Here is a 25,891-nt window from a genome sequence, read left to right on the forward strand (position 1 = left end):
CGCTGCAATCAAGGGTAGTGGATGAAATCGAGTGAGCCGGATCTCCAGCTAAAATCGCCGATCCAAAAGAATTATAACCGTGCTGTTTTTTATACTTATATCGGCGTGATTGTCCTGTCGTTGCTGACGGCGTGGATGTTTTTCGATCGCCAAAAAACTCAGCAGATGGATCAGCGTGAAGAGCAGGTCGAGCGTCACGTATTGCAAATCGACTTATTGCTGGAGTCGAGCATCCGCGCGGTGAAGAGCCTGCGGGATGTGGCCGTGGATCACCTGCGCTTAGGTGAGCTGGTGCGTAAAGAGCGTTTACCTCAATACGGCAAATTTAACGAGAGTGGTCAGTATTTTACCTTAGAGCCTAACTACGCCAAGGGCGGTAAGCCCTTTACCAACATGGGGCGGATCACGGGCGCGGGTTCCCTCGATGGTCGCAGCGATAAGTTCTACCAAGAGCTGGAAATGCTGTTTGAATTGTCACTGTCTTTCCCTGTGGCGAAAGAAGCCGCACCTAAAGCCTCGGCGATTTATTATTTATCGCGCCAACGGATGATGTCCTACTTCCCGTGGACCAACGGCGACCAGCGTTTTAGGGACGAGCTGCTCAATAAGAAACAATTCCAATACGCCACCCCGGCGATGAACCCGCAGCGCAGTGTGTTTTGGAGTGAGGCCTACGTCGATTCGACGGGCAAAGGCTTGCTGACCACCTTAGGTGTGCCCGTTTATCTCGATGATGAGTTTATGGGTTCAATTAACCTCGATATGACCTTGGCCTCATTGGCGCGGCAAATTCGGGTGTACTTCAAGATGCCAGGGACTGTGATCCTGCTCGATCAGCAGAACAATATTTTGTCCCACAGTGACTTCGATGGCTCTGATATCAATCGGGTATATCACATCAGTCAGCGTATTCCGTCTGAGCTGCATTCGCTTCCTGAGTCCGAATTATTCGATGCCCACGAAGGCATTATTCGTAACGGTTACTATATTCACTCGGTTGCGCTGCATAACGCGCCGTGGCGCTTGTTGTATCTGCAAAATGAAGACGACCTGTTCCAAGATTCGGTCGAAAAACTGCAGCTGACCTTTATCCTCGTAGTCATCGCCCTGTCGGTGCTGGTGACCATAGTGCACTGGCAAACGCGTCGCTCCTTCGTGAGCCCTGCATCGCGCCTATTGTCGCACTTAGAGGGCTGCTCCCAAGAGCCGCGTAAACCGCCGGAAAAAATCACTCCTGGGTGGGAGCCTTGGTTCCTGCTGGTGAGCCGCATTTTTGAGGAAAACAAGCAATACACCCATCATTTGGCTGAGCAGAATAAGCGACTCGACAAGCTGGTTGCGCGCCGTACCGAGCGGTTAAAAGATGCGACCGAACGCCGCGAGCGTGAGTATGCGTTGTTGCGCTCCTTACTCGACTCCATCCCTGAAGCCATTGTCTTTAAAGATAAAGAGGGGAATTACCTCGGTTGTAACAAGGCCGCCGAGCGGATGCTGGGCTACACCGAAAGCGAGATGATCGGTCTGTCGTCGGAGGATTTAACTTCACCGGAGATGGGCATTCGTATTCGCGCCGAGGATGAGCAGATCTTAAAAGATCGCACCCCGCTGCGTTATCAAGAGAAGGTTGAGTTAGCGGGCAAACCTGTATTGCTCGACACCTTGAAACTACCTTTCTATAACCGCCGTGGCGAGCTGCAAGGCTTGATTGCCGTATGGCGCGATGTGACGCGTGAGTACGAGTCCGCCGAGCAGTTACGTCTGTCGGAAGAGCGTTACCATTTAGCGATGGACGCGGTAGAAGACGGTCTGTGGGACTGGTATCTGGATTCGGAGCATATCATTTGCAACCCATCCTACTATTCGATGCTGGGTTATAAACCCAATGAATTCCCTGCGTTAGTGTCGGCTATCGACCAACTGACGCACCCCGACGATAGAATTCGGGTCGAAGAATACCGTAATCAGTATCTGCAAAATCCCGTCGATGCCTATGAGATCGAGTTTAGGATTTTAGGCAAAAACGGCAGTTATCACTGGGTGCTTTCCCGCGGCCGGGTGGTGGAGTTTACTGCCGATGGTCAGCCTAAGCGTATGGTCGGTACCCATAAAGACATCACGCGCCATAAGAGCAACGAAGTAGCACTGCTGGAGGCGAAGCAGGACGCGGAACTGGCGAACCTGTATAAGAGTGAATTCTTGGCGAATATGAGCCATGAAATCCGCACGCCAATGAACGCCATTATCGGCATGTTGCAGTTAGCGCAGCGCACCTCGCTGACGGCGCAGCAGAAGGATTACCTCGAAAAAGCCGGATTCTCGGCGCAGTCGTTACTGCGGATTATTAACGATATTCTCGACTTCTCTAAGATTGAGGCAGGTAAGTTAGAGCTGGAGCGGGTGCCGTTCCCATTGGATAAAGTGCTCGACCATGCCCTCGATCTCAACGCGCTTAAGGCGCAGGAGCAAGGCGTCGAGTTATTACTGTATGCGCCAGTGACGGCAGGCCTCATTCTTAAGGGCGACCCGCTGCGTCTAGGCCAAGTGCTGATCAACCTGTTATCGAATGCAGTGAAGTTTACCCAATCCGGTGAGATTGAATTGGGCTGCGAAGATGTGGGCGAGCGCGACCATCGGATTACCTTAAAATTCTGGGTGCGGGATACGGGTATTGGGATCAGTAAAGATCAGCAGGAAAAACTGTTCGATGCCTTTGCCCAAGCCGATGGTTCGACGACCCGTAAGTACGGTGGCACGGGATTAGGTTTATCGATCAGTAAGCATCTGGTCTCCATGATGGGCGGCAAGATGCAGGTGCAGAGTGAGTTAGGCGTTGGCAGTACCTTCAGCTTTACCATCAGCTTCGAAATTGCCGAAGAGGCCAAGGTTGAGCCCTTAGTGGTACCTGAAAAACTCAATAATTTACGTACACTTGTGGTAGATGATAACCCGACGGCGCTGCAAATTTATTCGGCATTGATGCGCGATTTCCACTTCGAGGTGGATACGGCCGCCAGCGGCGCCGAGGCGCTATACAAGTTGTCGCGGGATCCTATCGATTTATTGTTGCTCGACTGGATGATGCCAGAGATGGATGGTGGCGATGTGATCACCGCCATCGATACCATGGTGGCCGAAGGCCGTATCGCGAAACGACCCATTATCATCATGATGACCGCCTATGCGGCTGAGCCTTTACAACACGAAGTCGACAGTGCCAATGTGTTTGCCGTGCTGCAAAAACCCTTTAAGGCATCGAGTCTGTTCGATGAGATCATCGCCGCCTTTGCTGATGAACCAAGGCTCAATGTGGTGCAGCCGATTGCCGAAGTGCCTGTCGAAGAGGGCGAACACACAGGGCTTGTGCTCTTGGTGGAAGATAACTTTATCAACCAACAGGTGGCGACTGAGCTGCTAAAGAGCGCGGGATACGAAGTCGTTGTTGCTGGGAATGGTCAAATTGCCCTCGATATTATCGACTCGCGCCCCTTCGATGCGGTATTAATGGATATTCAAATGCCAGTGATGGATGGTTTAACCGCGGCGCGGGCACTGCGTGAACGCTTTAGCGCCGATGTACTACCTATTATCGCCATGACGGCCCATGCGATGTCGGGCGATCGGGAAAAGAGTCTCGCGGCGGGGATGAATGCCCATATTACTAAGCCGATAGTGTTAACTGAGCTGTTTGAAACCTTATCGCATTGGATAAAACACAAGAATAATCATCATTAATTGTTTGCCCGGGGCCAATGATGGCCCCGCGTGGTTTAGTTTTGTGTAACATGACCACGTAGACAGCCTAATCAGGAGGAAAGATGAAACCCCATAGCCTAGCCCTCGCCATCCTACTCTTAGGTTTACCCGCGCTGAGCGTCGCTGCGAATTTACCGAGCACTAAAGTTGTTAAGCAGAGCCAAGCCGCTAAGGGATTTCTTAATCTTTACTATGAGCCAAGCGAGGGCGAGTTATACCTCGAGGTGAGCCGCTTAAATCAACCTTTTCTCTTGGTGACTAGCCTGCCTGAAGGGGTCGGTTCTAACGATATCGGTCTCGACCGTGGTCAATTAGGCCAAACCCGCATGGTGCAGTTTGAGCGCCAAGGTCCCTACATCCAGCTTAAGCAGCTGAACACTCAGTATCGCGCTAATACTCAAGATGCCGCCGAAAAACGCGCAGTGAATGAGGCCTTTGCCGATTCGGTATTGTGGCAGGGTAAATTACTCGACGGTAAGCCAGATATGGTGGCGATCAGTGAGTTGGTGCTCAATGATTTACACGGTGTTGCCAGCGTACTGCAACATACTGGGCAGGGGAGTTATCGCCTCGATTTAACCCGCTCGGCGATTTTACCCGCTGGGGTGAAATCCTTTGAAAAGAATAGCGATGTCGATGTGCAGCTTACCTTCAAAGCCGATGCGGCGGGTGAACAAGTGGCTAAGGTCACGCCCGATGGCACTTTAATGTCGGTACGGATGCGCTATTCCTTTGTCGAATTGCCCGAGGAGGGCTATCAAGCTCGCGCCTATCATCCCATGAGCGGCTATTTATCCGATGAGTATCGTGACTATGCCACGCCGTTTTCGGCGCCACTGGTACAACGATTTATTTTGCGCCACCGTCTGCAAAAGGTGAATCCTGGTCCTGCGCCCAGCGAAGTAGTTAAGCCCATCACCTATTACCTCGACCCTGGCGTGCCTGAGCCAATCCGCTCGGCGCTGCTCGATGGCGCACGCTGGTGGGAAACGGCCTTCAGCCAAGCGGGATTTATCAACGGCTTTAAGGTTGAACTCTTGCCACCCGATGCCGATCCGCAGGATATTCGCTACAACATGATCCAGTGGGTACACCGCGCCACGCGTGGATGGTCCTACGGCGCGGCGTTAACCGATCCGCGCACCGGTGAAATCATCAAAGGCCAAGTGACTTTAGGTAGCTTACGGGGGCGCCAAGATTACTTGATTGCCAAAGGCTTAACCGCAGGTTGGCGTGATAGAGGCGCCGCCGAGCAAGCGGCTAATGACTTAGCCTTAGCGCGTATTCGGCAACTCGCAGCCCATGAGGTCGGCCATACCTTAGGCTTAGATCATAACTTTGCCGCCTCGACTAATCAGGATGCCTCTGTGATGGATTATCCCCATCCTAAGATCCTGCTGAAAGGTAATGACATTGATATATCAGCACCCTATGGCGTAGGTGTCGGACCATGGGATAACTTTGCTATCGCGTACGGCTATAGCGATGAAGGCGATGCCACCGCTCAGCAGGCGCTGCAAAATCAGTTGCTGGCCGAAGTGGCCCGCAAAGGGCTGCGCTATATTGGCGAAGCCGATTCGCGCCAGAAAGATGCCAGCCAAGCCTATGCCAGCCTATGGGATAGCGGTGATGACCCTATCGCGCAGCTACTGGATTTGAACCGTATTCGCGCTAAGGCCATCGAAGGTTTTAGCAGCACGGCACTGTTGCCGGGTGAGCCACAGGGTGAATTAGCCGATACCTTTGTGCCTATCTATTTACTTAGCCGTTACCAAATTGATGCGGTCAGTAAGTTTATTGGCGGTACAGACTACAACTATCTATCCGTCGGCGAGGGCGCTCGCTGGAGCTATATCGCGCCGCAGTTACAATTGTCGGCCCTCGATGCGTTGCTCAGCACCTTAGATGCGGCCAGCTTAACGGTTCCGCAAACCTTACTCGATACGCTGGTGCCTAAAGCGGGGAATTATCAAGCGACGCGTGAGTCCTTCGAATCAGGGCTTGGGGTGGTGAGCGATCCCCTCGGCATGGCGGAAGTGTTAGCGCGCCATACCGTGGGTCAGTTATTGATGCCGCAGCGCTTAAATCGCGTCAGCCAAGGGGCGATGGCGGATAATGAGCAGCTCTCGGTCGAAACCTTACTCAATAAGCTGTTTGCCGCGACCCTTTATCAAGAAGATAAACTCGCTCTGATCGAAGGAGTGTGGATGCGGGTGAATGCGGTGGTGATTGATGAACTCTTGTCTGCCTATCACGATCCGCAAACCTCGGCAGAGGTGAAGGCGGCTATTTACGAACGCGCTCAATTTGTGATGAAACAGCTTAAAGCCAAAGCCAATCGCGCGAATGCCAAGGTGGCCTCCCACTATACTTGGTTGCAACAGGGGCTGAGTGTTGGGCTGACGGATGCTAACAGCAAACTCATTCCTAAACCCTTGAGATTGCCGCCGGGTTCACCTATCTAAGTTTGTTTTTCAACATCATAGGCGCTAACGAGGTGATTCGTTATGCGCCTATTTCTTTTGGGTTTCTAGGATAATAATGCTCGGCTTTACGTTCAATATGGGTAAAGCGACGGGTATTTTTATAGGGCAGTTTCATAAAGCCCGATACCCCATGACCTTGAATTTTACCCACATAATGCAAAATGCGGTCGAGGCTGGCGCGAAACGCCGCCTGTTTGCGCGGGTTGAGCAGTTTTAAGTAACTGTGGATCTTTAAGTGATTCGGCAGGGCCTCAAAAATGATGCAGCCCGTGTGGTGGATTTGGTTGATACGCGCCAATTCTTCCATGATTTCACTCGGTAATTCGAGGTTTTCGTCCGGATCCTTACCGTCTTCAAAGTAAGAGTGCAGCCGCGATTTATCTTCGAGGGTCGGCACATCACCCACCTCGAAGGGCAGTTGCAAATCAGCGCTGGCGACAAAGGGTTCGCTGGTGTTTTCGCGCTCGATATGCAGCGTATCCCTAGCGTTAAAGAAGCAGGCCTTAAACACCCCGATACGCTTAATTCCCCGCGCGAGCGTCACCATATTATTGACGGCGATGATGAGCGCACTCTTTTGTTTAGCATCGTAAATGGCGAGGTTGGAGTCGATAAACACGCCGGTTTCTTGCCAATGGATGGCAAGGCCGCCCACTATGGGGTATTGGCCGAGGCGACCCACGGCGGCGATAAAACCTTTTTCAGTATCGCCCATGCCGGCTAAGAAGTTGCGATAGTATTTTTCGAGCTGGATGTCATCCATCTTAGCGATGGGATCCTGGGCGTTATGTTCCTTTAAAAAGGATTTGCGCGAGCTGTAACTGACGGTTTCGACATCTTTCTCGCGGGATTGCACCCAGACAGGGATTTCGCCCAGCAGTTCGGTTTTGGGTAGCTCGGGTAAATGGATTCTATGGCTGTGGCGCATGCTTTTGAGAAAATAATCCCCCGCCAGATTGCGCTGCACGGCATCGCTACTGAGCATGCCCTCCAAGGTGCGAGCCAATTCCATAGGTAAGCCTATGCTGGTGGGCGGGATCACCTGTGCGCCGAAGCGACTTGCCTGTCCTGAGGCCAAGGCATACAAGGTCGCCGCCACGCCTTGCTCGTCGAAACGCGGGCTTGAGAGCGCGCCATTTAGCTGCTCTTCACCGATAAAATACACGTCTCCCATGCGGGCATTAGTGTGCTGCTGATCGCTCGACATCAACGTCATCACGTTGTCTTCAACGGCCTTGTTATGTTCATCCCGTTGCGCAAATACCGCAGAGCCCCAGTCGATTAAGGATAAATGTTGGCTTTCAATATCATAGACAAGATTTGAAGGCTTGATGTCGCCATGCACTAAGGGTTTACCCGTGCGCAGATAGTAGAGAATATCGGCCAGTTGGCGGGCAATGCTCATCACCATGGCGGGGGGCAGGGCGCCTAAGCGGCGGCAAAGCTGCTCGAGATCTTCGCCCTTTGCCCGCTCCATAACTAAGATCCCTTGTTTACCAACCCGCTCAAATTTGATAGCCCTCGGAATGTTGGGGTGTTTGAGCAAGGACAGCATAAAGGCTTCTTCCTCTAAGCGGTCTTGAATATGCTGCGGCAGATTAATTCTCGAGAATTTAAATACGTGGGCTTCGTCGGCTTGATTAATTCCCGCAAACACAAAGCCGTAAGCGCCCTTACCGATAAACTCAATGTCGCGATAACCCAACTTACTTAATTGTTGTTTACATAAACGGATCCACGCCTTGTGCTTACGGGCATCGTTGGCTTTGAGCAAGTAAATGGATTGCTCTTCGGAAATGTAAAAATGTTGTAGTTGGGGTGTTTGCAATGCGCGATTCCTTGTTTTGGTTATTTAAACAGTAAGCGAGGCAGATAAGCAAATCGGCTTAGGATGCTGTGACTGGTGTTGCCTGCGATAAACTTGTGATTTTTAGGGCTTACCTATCCCATCATTTCGTCGCTGACTTTGATTTATATCAAGTTAAATCGTATGGAGTCTAGGTAATCTTAAGCACATTGGATGGGATACATTTTTGTTAAATTTCCCGTGGACAAAGTGGATGAAAGGAGGGCATATGCCCGCCCCAGATAAGGCTTTATTGATCGAGTTGTTAGAGTTTCCGCGTAAGCGAATTTTGCAGTCAATGGAAGTGACCCATTGTCCACATGCGGTATTTTTTAATGATCGCGATGAGCAGTGTCTCACTTGCCACCAGGGCATGGAATGTATTTGGATGAACCAGAACGATGAGCTGGTAGCCGTCGAGCAAAAATCCGTCGCCGAACTTAAGCAGCAGTTGCTAATTGCCGTTGACTTTATCGACTCTTCCTTAAGCCCGCACCATTTGTCGCGCCGCCAATGCCAGTGTGACAATTGCGTTTGGCTGCGCCGGGTACAAACGGCATTGGCTTAGTCATTAACTGTTTACATCTCTATGATTAACTTACGGTATCTGAGATTTTGCATCCACCCGTGAATGCCATTAGAGTAAGGATAACTTTAGTCATTTGAGATATACCTATGGAACCCGGTTTTTGGCATGAGAAGTGGCAGCAACAGCTGATTGGTTTTCACCAGCAAGATATCAATCCCTTTCTCGTAAAGTATTGGCATACCTTGGCATTGCCCGCCGAGGCGCAAGTCTTCGTTCCCCTGTGTGGCAAATCTTTAGATATGTGCTTTTTAGCCGAACAGGGGCATCAGGTGATTGGTTGTGAGTTAAATGAAATCGCGGTGCAGCAGTTTTTTGAAGATAACCAATTACCTATGCAGCAAAGCGCGCTGGGTGAGCATCAGCATTATCACACAGAGCAGGTCAGTTTATATCAAGGGGATATCTTCACTTTGCCTGTGTCTATTACAGCCAAGGTGAGTGGTTTTTATGATCGCGCCGCCTTGATTGCTTGGCCAGAGTGCATGCGGGCGCAATACGCCAAGCAATTAGCGCAGTTATTGCCACAGGGCAGCGTAGGTTTATTAGTGACTCTCGATTACCCGCAGGAGGCCTTAAGTGGGCCGCCTTTTGCGGTGTCGCCGACTTGGGTGGAGACCCATTTAAGTGACGATTTTGACATCCAACTCTTGGATTGTCAGGACGTGCTTGCGGACAACCCAAGGTTTGTTAAGAAAGAAGTTCCTTGGCTGAATGAAGCGGCTTATCTATTAAGACGCAGATAATCAGATTGCATCCCATTGAGCTCAAAGCATTTATGCTTTTGGGCTGAGTGGGATGTGTCATTAAGGGGTCATATGATTATCGCAAAATAGGTGTATGTGCTGAGATTTGCGGTAGCCCGCTTAAGGCGAGTGCCTCGCTCAAGGAACAAGAATTGAAATACAGATGTAGTTTGACAGAAAAAGAGCAGGAGGCTCGAAGTTAAGCAACTTCGTAGTAATTAGGTTCAATTTCTAATTGGTTCTGAATAATTTGTACGGCCATTCTGGCGCACTTACCGCATTGATCGGCAACGCCTAAACGCTTTTTAACGTCAGCAAGGCTAGAGTCGCCCTGACTTACCGCGTTTTTGATTTGCGTATCTGTGATGGCATGGCAGAGACAAACGTACATTTTTTCGACTCCAAAACGAATTGAGCTAATTCTAAATGAAAACGCTTATCAAATGCAATCCTAATGGTGTACTTGTTGTGTTGGTTATCTATTTTGTTACTCATCGCACATTTTCTAGGCTATGCTCAGAGTTCTGGAGGCGGGAAAAGGAGAGATGATTTTAGCGGTAATGGATCATTGGACACGATCAAGGATGGATAACTCATGGACGATGGAATAATAAATTCACAATAAATCCAAGGGTTATCATGAGAAAGAATTTACCAGTCACACAGCGGGAATACGACTATCCAGCGGATTGGATTTTGTTGTCGACGACCGACACCCAAAGTCATATTACCTATGCCAATCCCTCATTTTGTACCGTTGCGGGATATGAGCTCAGTGCCATGTTGGGCCAGCCCCACAATATGGTGCGTCACCCCGATATGCCACCCCAAGCTTTTGAAGATCTTTGGAAAACAATCCGTAAGGGTGAGCCTTGGAAAGGCATAGTCAAAAACCGCTGCGCTAATGGTGACCATTATTGGGTCGATGCCTATGTGTCGCCGATTGTGGTGAATGGTCAGGTGGCCGAGTTTCAGTCGGTACGTACTAAACCCAGCCGTGAACAGATCAACAGAGCAGAAGCGGCCTACGCCGAGTTAAATAAAAACGGTCAAGTTAAGGCGCTAAAACGCACCTTAGAGATGCCGACTAAGTTGGCATTGCTCGTCTTGGTTGCTCTATTGCCCATGTTGTATTTGGCGCTGCAGATTGGAGTGGTGGGATTTGTGGGACTCGCCATTAGTGCACTCGCGCTGTTTATCGGCGGCAATCTGATCCTAGGCCGCTATCGGACGTTGGTCGCTAAAGCGAAGAAAATCTACGACAACCCTTTGATGGCACACATTTATACGGGGCAATCCGACGATTTAGGGGCTATCGATCTCGCGCTGCAAATGCAAAATTCAGAGCTTAAATCCGTGCTCGGCCGCGCGCGCGATTCCTGTGATAACGTCAGTCAGCAAGCGAAAATCTCTGCGGCTAAAGGTGAAGAAATTCAAGGGACAAGCCAGTCACAATTGGCCGAGATTGAACAAGTCGCCACGGCCATGCAGCAGATGACGGCAACTCTAGGGGATATGTCCTCAAATTGCGCCGATGCGGCGAGTGCGTCACAGATGGCGTCACAGCAGACAATCAACGGCGATAAAACCGTTGTCAGTACTATTCAGTCGATTCAGGCAATGGCGCAGCAGTTGCAGGAAACCTCGCAGGTGATCACTGAGTTAGAAGGGCATAGCCGGGATATAGGCAGAGTGCTGGATGTGATCCAAGGTATTGCCGAGCAAACGAACTTACTGGCGCTCAACGCTGCGATTGAAGCGGCGCGGGCGGGCGAACAGGGGCGGGGCTTTGCCGTGGTTGCCGATGAGGTGCGGGCGTTAGCGCAGCGTACTCATGATGCCACCAAAGAAATCCACACTATGATCAACCTGTTACAACAAGGAACTCACAAGGCGGTGCGCAGCATGCAAGAGGGTGTGGATGCGGCTGGCGAATGTATTACGACGGCGGATCTTGCGGGCGCGGCGCTGCGTACCATACGTGAAGCGATCACTACCATTACCGATATGACCCACCATATTGCCAGTGCGGTGGAGGAGCAATCGAGCGTGGCGAATGAGATGAATCGCAGTGTGGTGAATGTGTCGCAATTTACCCATTCCAGCCATCAACTCGGTTGCGAAATGGTGAGCCTTAATGATGAAGTGATAGGCGAGATGAACTCCCATACTGTGCTAGTCGGACAGTTTTTAAAGCGCAGTTTTAAAGTCTAACCTTTGTCGCAATCGTGAGTGACTTAATTAGTTAGCGGCTTAATTAGATAGTGGCTTAATTAGAGAGTGGCTTAATCGAAAGGCAATCAGCACTCCGATTGCCTTTTGTTTTTGTCTGAGTGACTGTAGGGATTCGTTATCTTTAACTATTTATCTCGACTAATAACCCTGAATAAAATCGACCTGATTTTGTAGCGGCTCAGCTGCGATATAGCGGCGATAGTTGTCGCTAAAAATACGCACGATTTGCTCTGGATGACTCGGCGCCGAGATATGGGGCGTGATGATGGCGTTAGGTCTTTCCCAAATCGGATGGCTCGCTGGGAGTGGCTCCTGCGTGAACACATCGAGAATGGCCTGCTGCGCAGGACGCGCAATCAGCTGAGTATTGAGGGCATCGAGGTCGAGTACATCACCACGGCCTACATTCACTAAAATCGCATCGGCTTTGAGTTTGGCGAGCATGTCTGCATTTAGCAGCAAACGTGTGTCTGGGGTGCTGGGCAGTAAATTGGTCACTACATCGCTTTGGCTTAAGCATAGTGCGAGCTGCGAGAGCGGCTGGATCACATCAAAGCCGTCGACCTCTCGGCCGCTACGGTTTATTCCTGTAACATGCATGCCGAAGTGCTTGGCGGTTTTGGCTACATGTTGGGCGATGGAGCCTGTGCCTAGGAGTAATAATCGCATCCCTTGCAAGCTGCTGCGCGTAGCACTTTGCACTTGCCAAGATTTTTGCCGCTGCTGCGCTTGGTAGAACTGGTGTCCTCGCACGTGGGCGAGCAGGTATCCAAACAGATACTCACTCATCAAGGGGCCGAAAATGCCTTTAATGTTAGTGAGTTGATAATCTTTTCTTGCTCTAGGCCCCATCAGGGCATCAATACCCGCAAAACTGGATTGCAGCCATTTTAGCTGTTTGGCATGGGGCAGCAGCGGCGCGGCAAGCTTAGGCTCGGCAAGCCAAATGTTGGCCTCTGCAATACTCGCGGGATTATCATCGAGCAACTCAAGCCCTGGCAACTGCTGCGCCTCAATAAGCTGGCGATACTGCTCATTCGCCTTCGTCAGTAAGAGTAACTTGTGCCCCATGTCGTCTCCCTTTATGCTTGGTTGTCGTTATTTTTCAATATGCTGCTGTAGTTGTTTTGATTTTGCAGCGTCATTTTAGGTTGAGTGATTATGTTTGATCAGTTAGTCGCCATTATTGGCCATTTAGGAAATATGCTTCGTCCTTGGTCCTTCGATATCGCCACGGCCATGGTCGTGTGTTTGATTTTAGTGTTCTCAGCCGATGTGAATCGTATCCTCAGACGGCATTTACTGGGCCATTCGTTTATCCTGCGAACCTTTGTTTTTATTATTGTGAATGCCTTTGGCTACGGACTGCTGATCGTCAAAGCTACGCCCTGGGTGGCAAGGCAAATCGTTGCCATGCCATCCCATTGGATGTTCTTGCTGATCGTCGCCATGTTTATTTTTATCGGCTATTGGGCGCAGCGAAATAGCCAAGCCTAAGCCGATAAATCCACGCCAAGGGATTATTCGAAGTAGCCGCAGTAATCCGTATTGTTGGGTTGCAACAGCGCCTGCATGGCGCGGTCGGGGAAATTGCTAAAGATCCCATCGACACCCAACTGCTGAAGAGCATGGATATCATCGCGATGATCGACGGTATAAACATACACCTTAGCGCCCCGCTGGTGGGCATCATCTACTAGGGCCTTGCTGATAAAACTCACATCTAAATGCAGGGAATAGGCGTTTAGCTCGCTCACCACCGCTGCACCATCGAGGGGAATACTGGCAAGTAAGGGCGCCACTAATGCCTGTGGCAACGCCTGTTTGACTTGCTGTAAATAGGGATGATTGAAGGATGAGATCAGCAATTGCTCTGCGCTGAACCCCAGCTCGGCGATGGCCTTTGGATAAAGCGCGAGTAGCGGGGCTACCGTATTCACCCCTTTCAGTTCGATGTTGATTGTGGCGCGCCCAGCAACCAGTTCGAGCACTTGCCAGAGCGTGGGAATGGGCTCGCCTTTGACTGTGACTGTGTCCAAATACCCTTTATTGACCAAATGGATGATACCTTGGCCCGAGCTCTTACTGTCGAGTCTGCGGTCGTGAAATACCACTAACTCACCTTCGACATTATGCACATCCAGCTCAATGGCTGTGGCACCTAACTCAATGGCCTTGGCCATGGCGGCTAAGGTATTTTCCGCCACATAACCGCTGGCACCACGGTGAGCAAAAATAAGCATCTGATTTTCGTCCTATTAACTGCGGATTATGCCGACCTGATCGCGAGTCTGGCCATTTTTAAGATGGATTTCCATTTGCGGATAGGCGAGTTCTAAGTTGTTTTCTTTAAGTTTACGGGTGATGCGTTTATGCAGATCGTGGCGTAGCGGCCAGCGGGCCGACATCTCTTTTGCATAGGCACGTACTTCGTAATCTTGGGTATGTTTACCAAAGCCTGCAAACCAAACCTCTGGCTCTGGATTAGGCAGCGCATCTTCGCATTCCTGCACCGCTTGATACAGAGTTGCCTCGACTTTGGCTGGATCCGAATCGCGGGCAACCGACACATGCACTATCACCCGAGTGATGGGGTCCGACAGTGACCAGTTAATCAATTGCTCGGTAATAAAGGCCTTGTTCGGAATGATAATTTCCTTTCTGTCCCAGTCGATAATGGTGGTGGCACGGATCTGGATTTTACTCACTGTTCCCGTTAAGTCGCGGATCGTCACCGTATCGCCAATACGCACTGGTTTTTCGAACAGAATAATCAGGCCCGAGATAAAGTTGGCAAAAATCTCCTGTAAACCAAAACCTAGACCCAGTGACAAAGCGGCAATCAACCATTGCAGTTTTGACCATTCCATCCCGAGATTCGAAAAGCCAATCAGTAGACCTAAAAACACTACTAAATAACGGCTTACTGTGGTGATGGCAAAGCCGGTGCCGGGTGTTAAATCGAGCCGTTGTAGGATCATCAGCTCGAGCAGACCGGGTAAATTGGTCGCAATCATCAGCGAGAAGCCAACGATGACTAAGCCCAATAACAGCGATTTCATAGTGATAGGCAGCTGCTGCTCGACGCCATTGACGCTGGTATTTGTCGTCCAGAGGGTGATGCCATCTAAGAAGGAAAATAGCGCAGTATGGGTTTGCGTCCACAGGCCAATCAAGCTGGCTAAAAACGCCAATAGCAATAGGGAGCGCACTAAGCCGAGGGACTGGCTCGAAATAGTTTCGAGGTCGACGACCGGCTCTTCGTAGGTATCTAGGCCATCGCTAGAGACGTGGTGAGTCTCGCCCTTTTCCCGCAGCGCTAGCCTTTCTGCCCGTTTGGCCTTGGCGCGATCGAAGGCGATGCGGCGGCGCTCGATGAGCATCCAACGTTTAATTAACTGATAAAGCAGCAGGAAACTTAATCCCAATACGATGGACAGTTGTAACTGCAACAACATTTGGAAGGCGGTGAAGTAGTAACCCCTAAAGGCCAGTACGGCACTCAGCAGTGGGACTGAAATCAGCAATGCCCAGAGCATTTTTTGAATAAGGCGTTTGTTTTTGCCGTCTTTCTGGGTGTCGCTATTCTGGCGGCTTAGCACCAAGATATCCTTGTATAACAAGAATAACACCACGCAAAAACAGATAAATGCGCCGCGGCCAATACTATTGCGGATAAGGGATGCGTCGAGGACTTCGGTAAAGCCCATAATGCCGAGCAGGGGGCTGGCGACAAACACAAAGTGTTTGAGCCTGAGCTGACCTGCTTGGATGAGTTTTGAGGGGCGTTTGAAGTGGCCGACTAAGACCCCTTTGTCGAGGGCGAGGATAAATATCAAGCGATACAATAGGTAAACTAATCCTATCGCTAAAATCCCCATGCCGACGGCCTGCACAAAGTTACGTTCGGATTGATAGAAAATCCACCCTGCCGCCACTATGGGGAGCGGTTTAATCAGGGCATAGCCTAGGCTGAGGACTAAGGATTTAAAGGTGTAGATAAATTTATCCTGCGTCACATTACCCACGTAGGTGACATAGTGGGTGAGTAAGCGTTTGAACTTAGGCCGGATTAAATCTTGGATCACTAAGCAGAGCACCAATAGAATTATCCACCATGACCAGTAGTCATTCTGCTCCTGCCAGGCTTTACCCAATTGTCCCCACTGCGCCTCTTGCACTAACCACAGGGCGCTACGCTGCAAGTCGGTGAGCCAGAGTTTATTGATGCTCGCGGCGTTGGGCACCCAAAACAGGTGCTCGTTGAGGGTATTTTTTAAGGTCAGATGCTGCTGACTAAGTTGCTGATAATTGACTTTGAGTTTGCCGAGTTCACTCAAATATTGGTCATAACTCTGCATCAACTGCGTCAGCAGCGCCTGTTGTGAGCGCAGTAGTTTAATCTGCCCTTCGTTGTAGAGGTTGGTCTGTTCTAACTCTTGCTCGTTAAGTGCCTGTTGTTGCTCGAGGTGATATCTATCGAGGCGAGCATCGGCGATCAGCGTTTGCAGCTTCTCATGATTTGGCGGCTTAGGCAGAGATTGCAACATCTGCAAAAAACGCTCGCCAAAGGCGGAGTTCATTTTGACCCAAGTGATTTGCTCTTGGATATTCGCCAGCTGTTTGGCTTGGGATTGATATTGCAGCTCGGCCTGTTCTTGCTGCTCAACCACGTTGTTGATTTGCAAGGTTAAGGTTTGGAGTTTTTGGCCGTAGATCTGGTTAGTGTCGGCAATATTGCGGGTCACTGGATCCACGACCTTGGCGGTATCGACTAAATTCTTCGCCAAGGTTGCATCGGTTTGTTGCTGACGCTGTTTATTCATCGCCTTATTGATGGTTTCAATAAAGGCTTCTTGCTGGCTTAATTGTTGGCGAACCAATTGTAACTGGAGCTGGGTGAGTTCGATGCGCTTTTGGCTGCTGGCAAGCTCGGCCTCATTGGTGGCTAGGCTTTGCTCGAAGAAAACTCGCTGTGTTTGCTGTAACTCGCCGGCAGGCGTATCCAGCGGGGCTAATTCGGTTTTCTTATTTTGCAGCACATTCTGCCTAGCGTTGGCGATGACGGAGGGCAGCAGATTGTGGCGCTGTAACAGTTCGCTGACTTGATTGCCGAGGGCGGTTTCGCTCTCTTTTAATTCCGACAGCCGTAAATAAGCCATCGAGGCTTGCTGGTTTAGATCTGTGGTTTTATCCAGCTTTAAGGGCTTAGCGGCCTCTTTTAAACCGTGGTCGATGACTTTTTTGTTTTCTTCAAAATCCAGCTGCGCCTGCTGAAAACTGCTCGCATTCGCTGCCAGTCTGTCGATGTTGTTTTTAAGCTCAACAATTTGATCGTCAATGCTAATATTTTGTTGCTGATTTTGGTTGTTTAGGCCAAGGCGCTTGTCCAATTGCAGTGGCGAATTGGCATGGAGAGAAAAAGACAAAAAAGCAATAACGAACAATAAAATACGTGGCATATAAGCAAAAGCAATTAGGGGCGAAAGACGCACTCATCTTAGCCAACTTAGGCCAAGATTGGTATGTTTCAAGCGTTCTTTTTTCGCCGTTGTGACTGGTGCGATTGATGGGTTTCGAAGATGGCGGTGGCGACTATGATGGTTCCGCCTATCAGGGTGTTGAGATTCAACGCTTCGCCTAAGATCACTAATGCCAACATGGCTCCGTAGAAGGGTTGTAGGCAGGAGACTAACCCGACGGTTTTAGCGCTTAATTGGCGTAATGCCGAGGTGAATAACGCATGGGGCGCGGCGGTAAACACCACTCCGAGCAGCACTATCAAGCCCCAGGTCTCGAGGGAGATAGTCCGTAACTCGGTTTGATGCCAAGGCATAAGAAATACTGCCGCCACTAAGGTCTGATAAAACATGGCGTGGGGGCCGCTATATTGAGAAAAATAGCGTTTTTGCAGCAGGTTGCGGGCGGTAAATAACATCGCCGAGACAATTCCGACCGCAATCCCTAGGGTTGTATCGTTGCCAAGATTGGCTTCGGGGATCAATAGCACCACGCCTATCAGCACTAAAACACCGCTGATAATATCCATCAGCTTGATTTTATTGCCTGTTAATAACGGCTCGGCAATGACTGTCATCACCGGGTAGGTGAAGAAGGCAATCATGCCGATGGCGACCGATGAGAGTTGCATCGCGGCAAAGTAGGTAACCCAGTGTAAGCTGACTATCACGCCTAAGCCGATAGCCACCAGATAATCCTGTTTGCTGGCAAGGCTTAAGTATTTACCGCGGAATTTGATGAGTAATGCCAACACCAAGGCCGCGACCACACATCGTAAAAAGGTGATATCGAGTGCGCTTAAGGGGATTAACTTTGAAAACAAAGCTGTGCCGCCAAACATCAGCACAGCTAAGTGTAATTCGATTAATCCCGAAGGTTTAGCGGTCTGGCTCAATTGGGTCGCCGTAGTTAGTCGGCTGACGCCTGATTTTTCAGATTAGCAAAGGCTTGACCCATACGCGTTACGGCCTCGGGCTCAACGCCTTCGGCGAAGGTGTCGATAGCATCTTTGGCAAACAGCATGACGACGGTACTGCCAAGCTTGAAGCGGCCCATTTCTTCGCCTTTATCTAAGGTAATGGCGTCTGGACCTACTGTTGGGTATTCCCATGTGAACACTTGCTTACCCGTTGGCGGCGTAATAGTGCCTGCCCACACGGTTTCAATACTGGCCACAATGGTCGCACCTACTAATACCATAGCTAGCGGGCCAAGTTCGGTTTCAAAAATTGCTACAACACGTTCGTTGCGAGCAAATAGGCCTGGCACATGGCGCGCCGTTAAGGGGTTAACGGAAAACAGTTCACCCGGCACATAGGTCATCTTCGACAATGTGCCCTTAATCGGCATATGGATGCGGTGATAATCCTTGGGAGCCAGATAAATGGTCGCAAAATCCCCACCTTCGAAGCGTTTAGCATCTTCGGCTTGGTCGCCCAGTAGGGTGAGTGAAGAATAGTGATGGCCTTTAGCTTGGAAAATACGACCATCCTTGATGGGGCCGAGTTGGCTAACGGCACCATCAACCGGGTGCACCATGATGTTGGCCGCAGTATTAATTGGGCGAATACCAGGCTTAAGTGCACGGGTAAAAAAGTCGTTGAAGCTTTTATAGGCTTCGGGTTCGCTCTGAGCCGCTTCGCTCATATCGATTTTATATTGTTTGATAAACCATTTAATCGCGGCAGTCGTTAATGCGCCAGCTTCGGAAGCGGCAAGTTTACCGACTAAGCGAGATAACAGGTGCTTTGGCAGCATGTACTGCAGCGCAATTTTAACTTTATCCAATTTATGTTCCTTTCCTTTATGTTGCTCAACTTAGGTTGAGACTTGTTTTACGTTAATTTTATGCGAAACGATGGCGTTAGTTATTCATCGCTTTGGGCACGAAAATGCCGTGCATGGCGCTGCTCATCTAGACTTGCGATAATTCGATGGTAGTTATTAAAGCGATCTTCGCTAATTTTACCCGCATCGACGGCGGCTTTTAAGGCGCAGCCAGGGTCATCGCCATGCTTACAATCGCGGAATTTGCAGCCACCTAAAAAGTCTCTAAATTCGATAAAACACCAACCGACACGTTGGGCGGGTAAGTGCCAGAGGGCAAATTCGCGCACACCGGGGGAATCGATTAAATCACCACCGCTGGGTAAATGCAGCAACTTAGCCGTGGTGGTCGTGTGTTGACCCAGCCCCGAGTTGTCGGAGACATCGCCCACCAGTAATTCGGCTTCGGGCAGTAAGGCATTGACCAGTGAAGATTTACCTACACCAGACTGACCGGCAAATACGCTCACTTTATCTTTCAGCAGGGCTTTAATGGTATCTAAGCCTTCGCCTAATTTACTGCTGACCTTATACACGGGATAACCGATGGCTTCGTAGCGCTTTAAGGCGGCTTCGATGGCGGGGGTTTCTTCTGGCGTTAGCAGATCAATTTTATTCAAAATGATGATCGGTGGAATATCCGTGTCTTCGGCTGCCACTAAGTAGCGGTCGATAATCTGGGTGGTAAAGCTAGGCAATACCGAAGACACAATCAAAATTTGGTCGATATTCGAGGCGATAATTTTCACGCCATCGTATAAGTCGGGACGCGAGAGGGAAGAGCGTCTTGGGTGTACCGCTTCAACAATGCCGGCAATGCCACTGTTGGCTTGGGTTTCAATGGCGAGGCGTACAATCACTTTATCGCCGGTGACTAAGCTCTTAATGGTGCGGCGAATATTGCAGCGCACGATTTGGCCATCTTCGGTTTCAATATCGGCATGTTGGCCAAAGCGGGAGATCACGGTTCCGCTCTGTTCTGGGCCGAGTGAGCTATCCTGTAACTCAGGCGCATTTTTATCACCATGGTCACGATTGAGGCGTTTCTCGTGATTGGCGCGCATACGGCGTAATTGGCCTTGGCTTAGGGGTTTCTTTTTACTCACTGATTTGTCTTCGTCAATTAGATGATTTTTTGTGTCTGAAAAAAGCAGTATGATACACGCTCTTGAATAAAAAAGCCTGAATTTAGGCTAACTGACATGATAAGGCTGAATTATGGCGGCGGACGCGAATAATCTCATTTGGATCGATCTCGAAATGACAGGGTTAGAACCCGATGTCGATAGAGTCATTGAAATTGCTACCTTAGTAACAGACCAAGAACTCAATATTATCGGTCAGGGGCCTGTGATTGCTATTCATCAATCGGATGATGTGCTGGCGGCCATGGATGATTGGAACCAAAAACACCACGGTGAATCGGGTCTGATAGATAGAGTGCGTGCTAGCCAAGTGAATGAAGCACAAGCGGTTGCACAAACCATCGCATTTTTAGAGCAATATGTGCCTAAGGGCGCTTCACCTATGTGCGGTAACAGCGTGGGTCAGGACCGTCGCTTCTTAAATCGTTATATGCGTGAACTGGAGGACTACTTCCATTACCGCAATCTCGACGTGAGCACGGTAAAAGAGTTAGTGAAGCGTTGGAGCCCAGAAACCATGGCGGGTTTCAAAAAGCAAAATACTCACCAAGCGCTGCAAGATATCCAAGAGTCGATCGCGGAATTACAGTATTACCGCAGCAAAGTATTTAAAATTTGACCGATCAGCAGATAAATCTGCAAGAAGGGGTTGCAGCCGCATAAATTTTTCATATAATGCGGCCTCAACTTTTTGATGCGGACACGAAGTGCTGCTCATATAAGTGATTTAGTGATTGCGACATTAGCTCAGTTGGTAGAGCGATACCTTGCCAAGGTATAGGTCATCGGTTCGAACCCGATATGTCGCTCCAAATACAAATTTAGTGATTCACCAAGTCATTAAATACAAAATTATGCGACATTAGCTCAGTTGGTAGAGCGATACCTTGCCAAGGTATAGGTCATCGGTTCGAACCCGATATGTCGCTCCAATTTCAGACGGTTACAGTCTTAAAACGTAAATGCGACATTAGCTCAGTTGGTAGAGCGATACCTTGCCAAGGTATAGGTCATCGGTTCGAACCCGATATGTCGCTCCAAATACAAATTTAGTGATTCACCAAGTCATTAAATACAAAAATTATGCGACATTAGCTCAGTTGGTAGAGCGATACCTTGCCAAGGTATAGGTCATCGGTTCGAACCCGATATGTCGCTCCAATTTTTTCTCGTAAGCCTCCCCATTAAATTTTCTCCATTTCTAACTGATATATCACAACTTACGTAGCGCTATTTTGCTCTTCTGCCTACTTAGTATGACTGTTTCGTTCTTGATTGTTCGAAGCGCTTTTTTAGCACTTCATCGCTGTAATTTATTAATCTTTGTTTGCACGGTTATTTTTAATGCTAATGCGGTCAAGTGCTGCAGGATTTGCCTGCTCTGCGGCTGTTATCGCTGATGTTTTCTATTTTGTAAAAAATAAAACAGCAAGGTTAATGCGTGATCTGCGCCTTGTTTCTTCAAGATTTCCTAAATTAGGTGGCGTTGCGAAAGTTAAATTATGACCTTGTTCAAATATTCGCAACGCTTTTACTTACATAATGAATCCAGACAAAGTTAATAGCGCCAAGTAGTTGGCTTAACACTGGAGTGCATTATATGCGTATTCAACAATTGCGTGATTTACTTGAGTATGTGGCGAACTGCCGCTTAGATATGGCGCAACTCTATGGCCGACTGAACAATCAGGCCGATTCTGCCCGCGTGAAGATGATGCTGGAATATTTTGAGTCTCACCAAAAACATGTGGCTGAAAAATTGCGTGATTATATGGATGAGGCGCCGGTTAGAGTATTAGATACTTGGTATAAAGACTTTGTATTTGAAGACTTTACCAAGCGCTGCCAAGACACCATGTTGCCCGCCAATATGACTGAAGATGATGTTCTGAATCTGCACCTCGATTTAGAAAATAGACTAATTGGCTTATTGGAAAAAACCGTTAACTCAACGACTGCCGAAGATGCTCGTACCGCACTAGAGGGCCTGATTCGAGTGGAGAAAACTCAGCAGCAACGTCTAGTGCATAGCACGATTCGGATGGATGATATCTAATCAGATGTCGAATGACCTTTCAAAGCCAGCGCAATGCTGGCTTTGTTGTCTTTACCGGATGAGTATTTTTCACTTTGGATGCTTTTTGCATGGCAACTGATTTACGTCATAATTTTTTGGGACGGTTTTTGCTACTTTCTTGATCTCATTGGTTGATTTGACCTTGTAATGCTTGGTTCTCACCAATAACAGGGTGTGTTAGGTGAGCAGTCCTTTTGATTATTTGTCGCGCAGGAGATCCTCTATGGCACAAGATTTATCGAGTTTACCCACAGCGCTTTATACGCAGCAGCAGGTGAGAACCGCCGAATTGCTCGCTGTTTCAGAAGGGGAAACCACTTTATATCAATTAGTTGAACGTGCTGGACGGGCGGCATTTGAGTGCTTCATCCAACAGCGTGAACTGTATCCTCAGCTTGAAGGAATGCCTTTACTGGTATTAGCGGGTAGCGGCAATAATGGCGCCGATGCGCTAGTTTGCGCGCGCCTAGCCTTAGAAGCAGGGCATCAGGTCAAGGTTTACTTGCTCAAGACCCAAGGTACAGCAGAATTTGAGCAAGCACTTTCTGCCTATCTTAACCAGGGCGGTGTTATCGATTCCCCCAATATCGAAGCGATACAGCAGGCGCCGATCATTATCGATGGGCTACTGGGCACGGGAGTTAAGGGCGCCGTGCGTGAGGAATTGATCGCACTAATCTGTGCGATCAATCAGAGTGACGCTTGGGTGCTGAGTTTAGATCTGCCTTCGGGGATTGTTGCCGATACCGGCGTAGCCCTTCACGTCGCCGTGATGGCGGATGTCACTCTGTGCTTTGGAGGGTTAAAGCAGGGGCTTTTGACCAGTAAGGCGAGACACCACTGCGGCCATTTGACCTTTGCCGATCTGGGATTAACGCCTTTTTTCGATGTTGAGAGTGCAACGCGAGTCGGCGGTGAAATGTTAAAAAGCCATTTTGCCGCAAGAGCACGGGACAGCCACAAGGGGCAATCGGGCAAGGTAACGCTGATAGGTGGTGATTTTGGTATGGCAGGAGCCATTCGCCTAGCCAGTGAAGCCTGTTTACGTGCGGGCGCCGGATTGGTGACTGTGATCAGCAGGCCTGAACATCAACTGACAGTAAACGTCTCGCGCCCCGAATTGATGTTTTGGGGCTGTGAACTGGTCGATATGGAAGTCTATCTGCGCCTAGGTTGGGCACAAGTGGTGGTACTTGGCCCAGGTTTAGGAAAACACGACTGGGGTTATAACTTGTTTAAAGCCGCGGGCTTAAGTGATAAACCCTGTGTGCTCGATGCCGATGCTCTGAATCTGCTCAGTCAAGAACCGCGCAGGCAAACTAACTGGGTACTCACGCCTCATCCCGGGGAAGCTGCGCGGCTCTTGGGATGCAGTGTCGCCGACATTGAGCAGGATAGATTTGCTGCCGTGCGTGCTCTGCAGCAAAAATATGGTGGTGTGGTGCTGCTCAAAGGTGCGGGTACAGTCATTTTTGATGGAAAACAGATGGTCGTGGCACCTGTTGGAAATCCTGGGCTTGCGAGTGGTGGGTGCGGCGATGTGTTATCTGGTATTATAGGCGCACTTATGGCTCAAGGAATGGATAACATGCAGGCGACCGTTGTTGGGGTTGTCGTTCATGGCTGCGCGGCGGATCTGGCTGCAGTGCAGGGTGAACGGGGCATGTTAGCCAGCGATTTGATGCCTTTTATTCGCCAATTAGTAAATAGTGATTTACTCTAGGCGCTGTAAAACTTAAGCGCAGGACATTCCCGCGCTTAAGTTGCCTCCTCCATCCATAACAGCAGTGATAAAGCGGAAATGACAGAGTTAACCTTTCAATTAAATAACGAAGACGAGACTATTGCGGTTGGGCAAAAATTGGCCCGCCATATTCAAGCGCCTTTGACTCTGTATTTGACGGGGGATTTAGGGGCGGGTAAAACCACTCTGAGCCGCGGGTTAATCCAAGGATTAGGGCATAAAGGAGCGGTAAAGAGCCCAACCTACACTTTAGTTGAACCTTATGAGCTAGACGGTGTCGAAGTTTATCATTTTGATTTGTATCGTTTAAACGATCCTGAAGAACTCGAGTTCATGGGGATCCGTGATTACTTTACCGATAGCAGTCTGTGCATTGTGGAATGGCCCGACAAAGGTCATGGACTCTTGCCCGATGCCGATATTCACCTGCATTTAAATTATGTTAACCAAGGACGTGAAATCCAAATTCGAGCCTTAACAGAATCAGGTAAAAAGCTATTAGCCGCAATAAAATAAAAACAAAGATGACTAAAAATAAGCATTACTTTCAGACTATTACTCTTTTTCTGTGCGCTTTTTTTGCTGTGGCGGCCCATGCTGCTAACCAGCTTGAGGGCGTGCGTATTTGGGCTGCCCCCGAGTCGACCCGGGTGGTGTTCGATTTGAGCGAAGCGCCTAATTACACTTATTTTTCCCTCGATGGGCCCAATCGTTTGGTGGTCGACCTTAAAAAGGCGTCGACAAAACTGAGCCTGAAAAATATCGATAACAACAGTAAATTGGTTAAAGGGGTTCGCGTCAGCAAATCACCCACTAAAGGTGATTTACGTTTGGTGATCGATCTGGTTAAGCCATTAAATGCTAACCTGTTTTCTCTTCCCGAAACGGCGCCCTATGGCAATCGTCTGGTGGTGGATCTCGAGGATAAAACCTTAACCACGGCGACAGCTGTGGTGAGTTCAACCCCAGTTAAAACGGTTACTCAATCGGCGCAATCCTCCCGTGATATTGTGGTGGCGATTGATGCGGGCCACGGTGGTGACGATCCTGGTTCTATTGGCCCATCAGGTGTTTACGAGAAAAAAGTCGCGCTAGAGATAGCCAAAAGAGTGGCCAGTAAGATCAACGACACGCCGGGTATGCGCGCCGTGATGATCCGTACCGGCGATTACTTTGTGAATTTGAACAAGCGCTCTGAGCTCGCCCGTAACAGTAAGGCCGATTTACTGATTTCTATCCATGCCGATGCCTTTACCTCGCCCCAGCCAAAGGGGGCGTCTGTGTGGGTATTATCGATGCGCCGCGCGAATAGTGAAATTGGTCGTTGGTTGGAGCAAAAAGAGAAACACTCAGAACTCTTGGGTGGTGCTGGGGAAATTATCCAAAATACCGATAATGAACAGTACCTTGCAATGACTCTGCTCGACATGTCCATGAACAGTTCGATGGCAATAGGTCACTCTGTTGCTGGGGATATTCTCAAGGATCTCGGTTCAGTGACTGAGCTGCATAAGAGTCGCCCCGAGTCTGCGAGCCTTGCGGTATTAAAATCCCCCGATATTCCCTCCATTCTGGTGGAGACAGGATTTATCTCGAATCCGAAGGAAGAAAGATTACTTAATAGCAGTCGCCATCAGGAAAGTATCGCAACCGCTATCTATAAAGGCGTTAGCCGTTATTTTCACAATAACCCGCCGGCAGATACCTTGCTCGCGAAGCGTAATAGCGGTGGCACTACGGCCAGCTCGAGCGCGAAATCCTCCTCGGGAAATATCAAGCACAAGGTGAGCCGCGGCGAGTCACTTTCGGCGATTGCTCAGCGTTATCAAGTGCCTATGGCTAGCATTAAGCGCGCCAATGGTATGAAGACGGATGTGGTACAACTCGGGCAAACACTCGTTATTCCTGAGAGTTAATAGGATGAAG

19 protein-coding genes and 4 tRNA genes are annotated in these 25,891 nt (G+C 49.4%); 15 read left to right on the top strand and 8 right to left on the bottom strand.

The window, feature by feature from the left end; translation table 11 throughout:
- The first annotated feature begins 21 nt into the window (after positions 1-21).
- Together K0H60_RS03170 and K0H60_RS03175 are read left to right on the top strand one after the other, a co-directional pair.
- On the top strand, positions 22-3,732 hold the full coding sequence (locus K0H60_RS03170) for a response regulator (protein ID WP_088211797.1): 3,711 nt from the start codon (positions 22-24) through the stop codon (positions 3,730-3,732).
- A gap of 83 nt (positions 3,733-3,815) precedes the next feature.
- Positions 3,816-6,218: a zinc-dependent metalloprotease gene (locus K0H60_RS03175; protein ID WP_220057255.1), complete on the top strand. Its 2,403-nt coding sequence runs from the start codon at positions 3,816-3,818 to the stop codon at positions 6,216-6,218.
- Positions 6,219-6,258: 40 nt separating this feature from the next.
- Here the strand turns inward: K0H60_RS03175 and K0H60_RS03180 are convergent, their stop codons facing one another.
- The gene (locus K0H60_RS03180; protein ID WP_220057256.1) at positions 6,259-8,067 is read right to left on the bottom strand and encodes a protein kinase domain-containing protein; all 1,809 of its coding nucleotides are present in this window, start codon (positions 8,065-8,067) and stop codon (positions 6,259-6,261) included.
- 247 nt (positions 8,068-8,314) lie between these two features.
- Here K0H60_RS03180 and K0H60_RS03185 point away from each other — a divergent pair, with 247 nt between their 5' ends.
- Together K0H60_RS03185 and K0H60_RS03190 are read left to right on the top strand one after the other, a co-directional pair.
- Complete coding sequence (locus K0H60_RS03185; RefSeq protein WP_011715774.1) at positions 8,315-8,653, top strand: hypothetical protein; 339 nt, start codon at positions 8,315-8,317, stop codon at positions 8,651-8,653.
- A 107-nt stretch (positions 8,654-8,760) separates the two neighbouring features.
- Positions 8,761-9,417, top strand: coding sequence for a thiopurine S-methyltransferase (locus K0H60_RS03190; RefSeq protein ID WP_220057257.1), 657 nt, complete (start codon positions 8,761-8,763; stop codon positions 9,415-9,417).
- A 199-nt stretch (positions 9,418-9,616) separates the two neighbouring features.
- On the opposite strand, the gene K0H60_RS03195 is transcribed toward K0H60_RS03190, so the two are convergent.
- On the bottom strand, positions 9,617-9,808 hold the full coding sequence (locus K0H60_RS03195) for a bacterioferritin-associated ferredoxin (RefSeq protein ID WP_011715776.1): 192 nt from the start codon (positions 9,806-9,808) through the stop codon (positions 9,617-9,619).
- Between the two features lie 248 nt (positions 9,809-10,056).
- Between K0H60_RS03195 and K0H60_RS03200 the strand changes: the two genes are divergently transcribed.
- Positions 10,057-11,631, top strand: coding sequence for a methyl-accepting chemotaxis protein (locus K0H60_RS03200; protein WP_220057258.1), 1,575 nt, complete (start codon positions 10,057-10,059; stop codon positions 11,629-11,631).
- Positions 11,632-11,790: 159 nt separating this feature from the next.
- Here the strand turns inward: K0H60_RS03200 and K0H60_RS03205 are convergent, their stop codons facing one another.
- Positions 11,791-12,723, bottom strand: a complete 933-nt coding sequence (locus K0H60_RS03205; RefSeq protein WP_220057259.1) for a D-2-hydroxyacid dehydrogenase — start codon at positions 12,721-12,723, stop codon at positions 11,791-11,793.
- A 90-nt stretch (positions 12,724-12,813) separates the two neighbouring features.
- Between K0H60_RS03205 and K0H60_RS03210 the strand changes: the two genes are divergently transcribed.
- Positions 12,814-13,149, top strand: coding sequence for a DUF3392 domain-containing protein (locus tag K0H60_RS03210; protein ID WP_011621386.1), 336 nt, complete (start codon positions 12,814-12,816; stop codon positions 13,147-13,149).
- A gap of 23 nt (positions 13,150-13,172) precedes the next feature.
- Here K0H60_RS03210 and K0H60_RS03215 read toward each other — a convergent pair whose 3' ends face one another.
- The 5 genes from K0H60_RS03215 to rsgA form a co-directional block, all read right to left on the bottom strand.
- The gene (locus K0H60_RS03215; RefSeq protein ID WP_220057260.1) at positions 13,173-13,895 is read right to left on the bottom strand and encodes a glycerophosphodiester phosphodiesterase; all 723 of its coding nucleotides are present in this window, start codon (positions 13,893-13,895) and stop codon (positions 13,173-13,175) included.
- A gap of 15 nt (positions 13,896-13,910) precedes the next feature.
- On the bottom strand, positions 13,911-17,114 hold the full coding sequence (locus tag K0H60_RS03220; RefSeq protein ID WP_220057261.1) for a mechanosensitive ion channel domain-containing protein: 3,204 nt from the start codon (positions 17,112-17,114) through the stop codon (positions 13,911-13,913).
- Positions 17,115-17,182: 68 nt separating this feature from the next.
- Positions 17,183-18,067 carry a DMT family transporter gene (locus K0H60_RS03225; protein ID WP_220057262.1) on the bottom strand — a complete coding sequence of 295 codons (885 nt, stop codon included), beginning with the start codon at positions 18,065-18,067 and terminating at the stop codon, positions 17,183-17,185.
- 14 nt (positions 18,068-18,081) lie between these two features.
- Positions 18,082-18,960 (bottom strand): archaetidylserine decarboxylase, encoded by an 879-nt coding sequence (gene asd, locus K0H60_RS03230; protein WP_011627258.1) that lies wholly within the window; start codon positions 18,958-18,960, stop codon positions 18,082-18,084.
- 80 nt (positions 18,961-19,040) lie between these two features.
- Positions 19,041-20,105, bottom strand: coding sequence for a small ribosomal subunit biogenesis GTPase RsgA (gene rsgA / locus K0H60_RS03235; protein WP_220057263.1), 1,065 nt, complete (start codon positions 20,103-20,105; stop codon positions 19,041-19,043).
- Positions 20,106-20,217: 112 nt separating this feature from the next.
- Here rsgA and orn point away from each other — a divergent pair, with 112 nt between their 5' ends.
- The 9 genes from orn to K0H60_RS03280 all read left to right on the top strand — a co-directional run bounded on the left by orn (position 20,218) and on the right by K0H60_RS03280 (position 25,881).
- A complete protein-coding gene (gene orn / locus K0H60_RS03240) occupies positions 20,218-20,763 on the top strand; it encodes an oligoribonuclease (RefSeq protein ID WP_086902935.1) in 546 nt (181 codons plus the stop codon).
- A 117-nt stretch (positions 20,764-20,880) separates the two neighbouring features.
- Positions 20,881-20,956, top strand: a tRNA-Gly gene (locus tag K0H60_RS03245).
- Between the two features lie 44 nt (positions 20,957-21,000).
- Positions 21,001-21,076 (top strand) — tRNA-Gly (locus K0H60_RS03250).
- 32 nt (positions 21,077-21,108) lie between these two features.
- Positions 21,109-21,184, top strand: a tRNA-Gly gene (locus tag K0H60_RS03255).
- 45 nt (positions 21,185-21,229) lie between these two features.
- Positions 21,230-21,305, top strand: a tRNA-Gly gene (locus tag K0H60_RS03260).
- Between the two features lie 439 nt (positions 21,306-21,744).
- Complete coding sequence (locus K0H60_RS03265; RefSeq protein WP_011621393.1) at positions 21,745-22,200, top strand: ferritin family protein; 456 nt, start codon at positions 21,745-21,747, stop codon at positions 22,198-22,200.
- Positions 22,201-22,444: 244 nt separating this feature from the next.
- Positions 22,445-23,944 (top strand): NAD(P)H-hydrate dehydratase, encoded by a 1,500-nt coding sequence (locus K0H60_RS03270; protein WP_220057264.1) that lies wholly within the window; start codon positions 22,445-22,447, stop codon positions 23,942-23,944.
- 78 nt (positions 23,945-24,022) lie between these two features.
- On the top strand, positions 24,023-24,481 hold the full coding sequence (gene tsaE / locus K0H60_RS03275) for a tRNA (adenosine(37)-N6)-threonylcarbamoyltransferase complex ATPase subunit type 1 TsaE (protein ID WP_011621395.1): 459 nt from the start codon (positions 24,023-24,025) through the stop codon (positions 24,479-24,481).
- Positions 24,482-24,489: 8 nt separating this feature from the next.
- Positions 24,490-25,881 (top strand): N-acetylmuramoyl-L-alanine amidase, encoded by a 1,392-nt coding sequence (locus K0H60_RS03280; protein WP_011715786.1) that lies wholly within the window; start codon positions 24,490-24,492, stop codon positions 25,879-25,881.
- The last annotated feature ends 10 nt before the right edge of the window (positions 25,882-25,891 follow it).

It is taken from the genome of Shewanella mangrovisoli, from assembly GCF_019457635.1.
In the GTDB taxonomy this organism is placed as follows: domain Bacteria; phylum Pseudomonadota; class Gammaproteobacteria; order Enterobacterales; family Shewanellaceae; genus Shewanella; species Shewanella mangrovisoli.

What these genes read in the sequence shown, in the direction of transcription:
- K0H60_RS03185 (WP_011715774.1), top strand. Translation starts at nt 8,315, where the DNA reads ATGCCCGCCCCAGATAAGGCTTTATTGATCGAGTTGTTAGAGTTTCCG.
- K0H60_RS03205 (WP_220057259.1), bottom strand. Translation starts at nt 12,723, where the DNA reads ATGGGGCACAAGTTACTCTTACTGACGAAGGCGAATGAGCAGTATCGC.
- tsaE (WP_011621395.1), top strand. Translation starts at nt 24,023, where the DNA reads ATGACAGAGTTAACCTTTCAATTAAATAACGAAGACGAGACTATTGCG.
- K0H60_RS03265 (WP_011621393.1), top strand. Translation starts at nt 21,745, where the DNA reads ATGCGTATTCAACAATTGCGTGATTTACTTGAGTATGTGGCGAACTGC.
- K0H60_RS03175 (WP_220057255.1), top strand. Translation starts at nt 3,816, where the DNA reads ATGAAACCCCATAGCCTAGCCCTCGCCATCCTACTCTTAGGTTTACCC.
- K0H60_RS03200 (WP_220057258.1), top strand. Translation starts at nt 10,057, where the DNA reads ATGAGAAAGAATTTACCAGTCACACAGCGGGAATACGACTATCCAGCG.
- K0H60_RS03210 (WP_011621386.1), top strand. Translation starts at nt 12,814, where the DNA reads ATGTTTGATCAGTTAGTCGCCATTATTGGCCATTTAGGAAATATGCTT.
- K0H60_RS03170 (WP_088211797.1), top strand. Translation starts at nt 22, where the DNA reads ATGAAATCGAGTGAGCCGGATCTCCAGCTAAAATCGCCGATCCAAAAG.
- K0H60_RS03195 (WP_011715776.1), bottom strand. Translation starts at nt 9,808, where the DNA reads ATGTACGTTTGTCTCTGCCATGCCATCACAGATACGCAAATCAAAAAC.
- K0H60_RS03270 (WP_220057264.1), top strand. Translation starts at nt 22,445, where the DNA reads ATGGCACAAGATTTATCGAGTTTACCCACAGCGCTTTATACGCAGCAG.
- K0H60_RS03190 (WP_220057257.1), top strand. Translation starts at nt 8,761, where the DNA reads ATGGAACCCGGTTTTTGGCATGAGAAGTGGCAGCAACAGCTGATTGGT.
- K0H60_RS03280 (WP_011715786.1), top strand. Translation starts at nt 24,490, where the DNA reads ATGACTAAAAATAAGCATTACTTTCAGACTATTACTCTTTTTCTGTGC.
- K0H60_RS03220 (WP_220057261.1), bottom strand. Translation starts at nt 17,114, where the DNA reads ATGCCACGTATTTTATTGTTCGTTATTGCTTTTTTGTCTTTTTCTCTC.
- K0H60_RS03215 (WP_220057260.1), bottom strand. Translation starts at nt 13,895, where the DNA reads ATGCTTATTTTTGCTCACCGTGGTGCCAGCGGTTATGTGGCGGAAAAT.
- orn (WP_086902935.1), top strand. Translation starts at nt 20,218, where the DNA reads ATGGCGGCGGACGCGAATAATCTCATTTGGATCGATCTCGAAATGACA.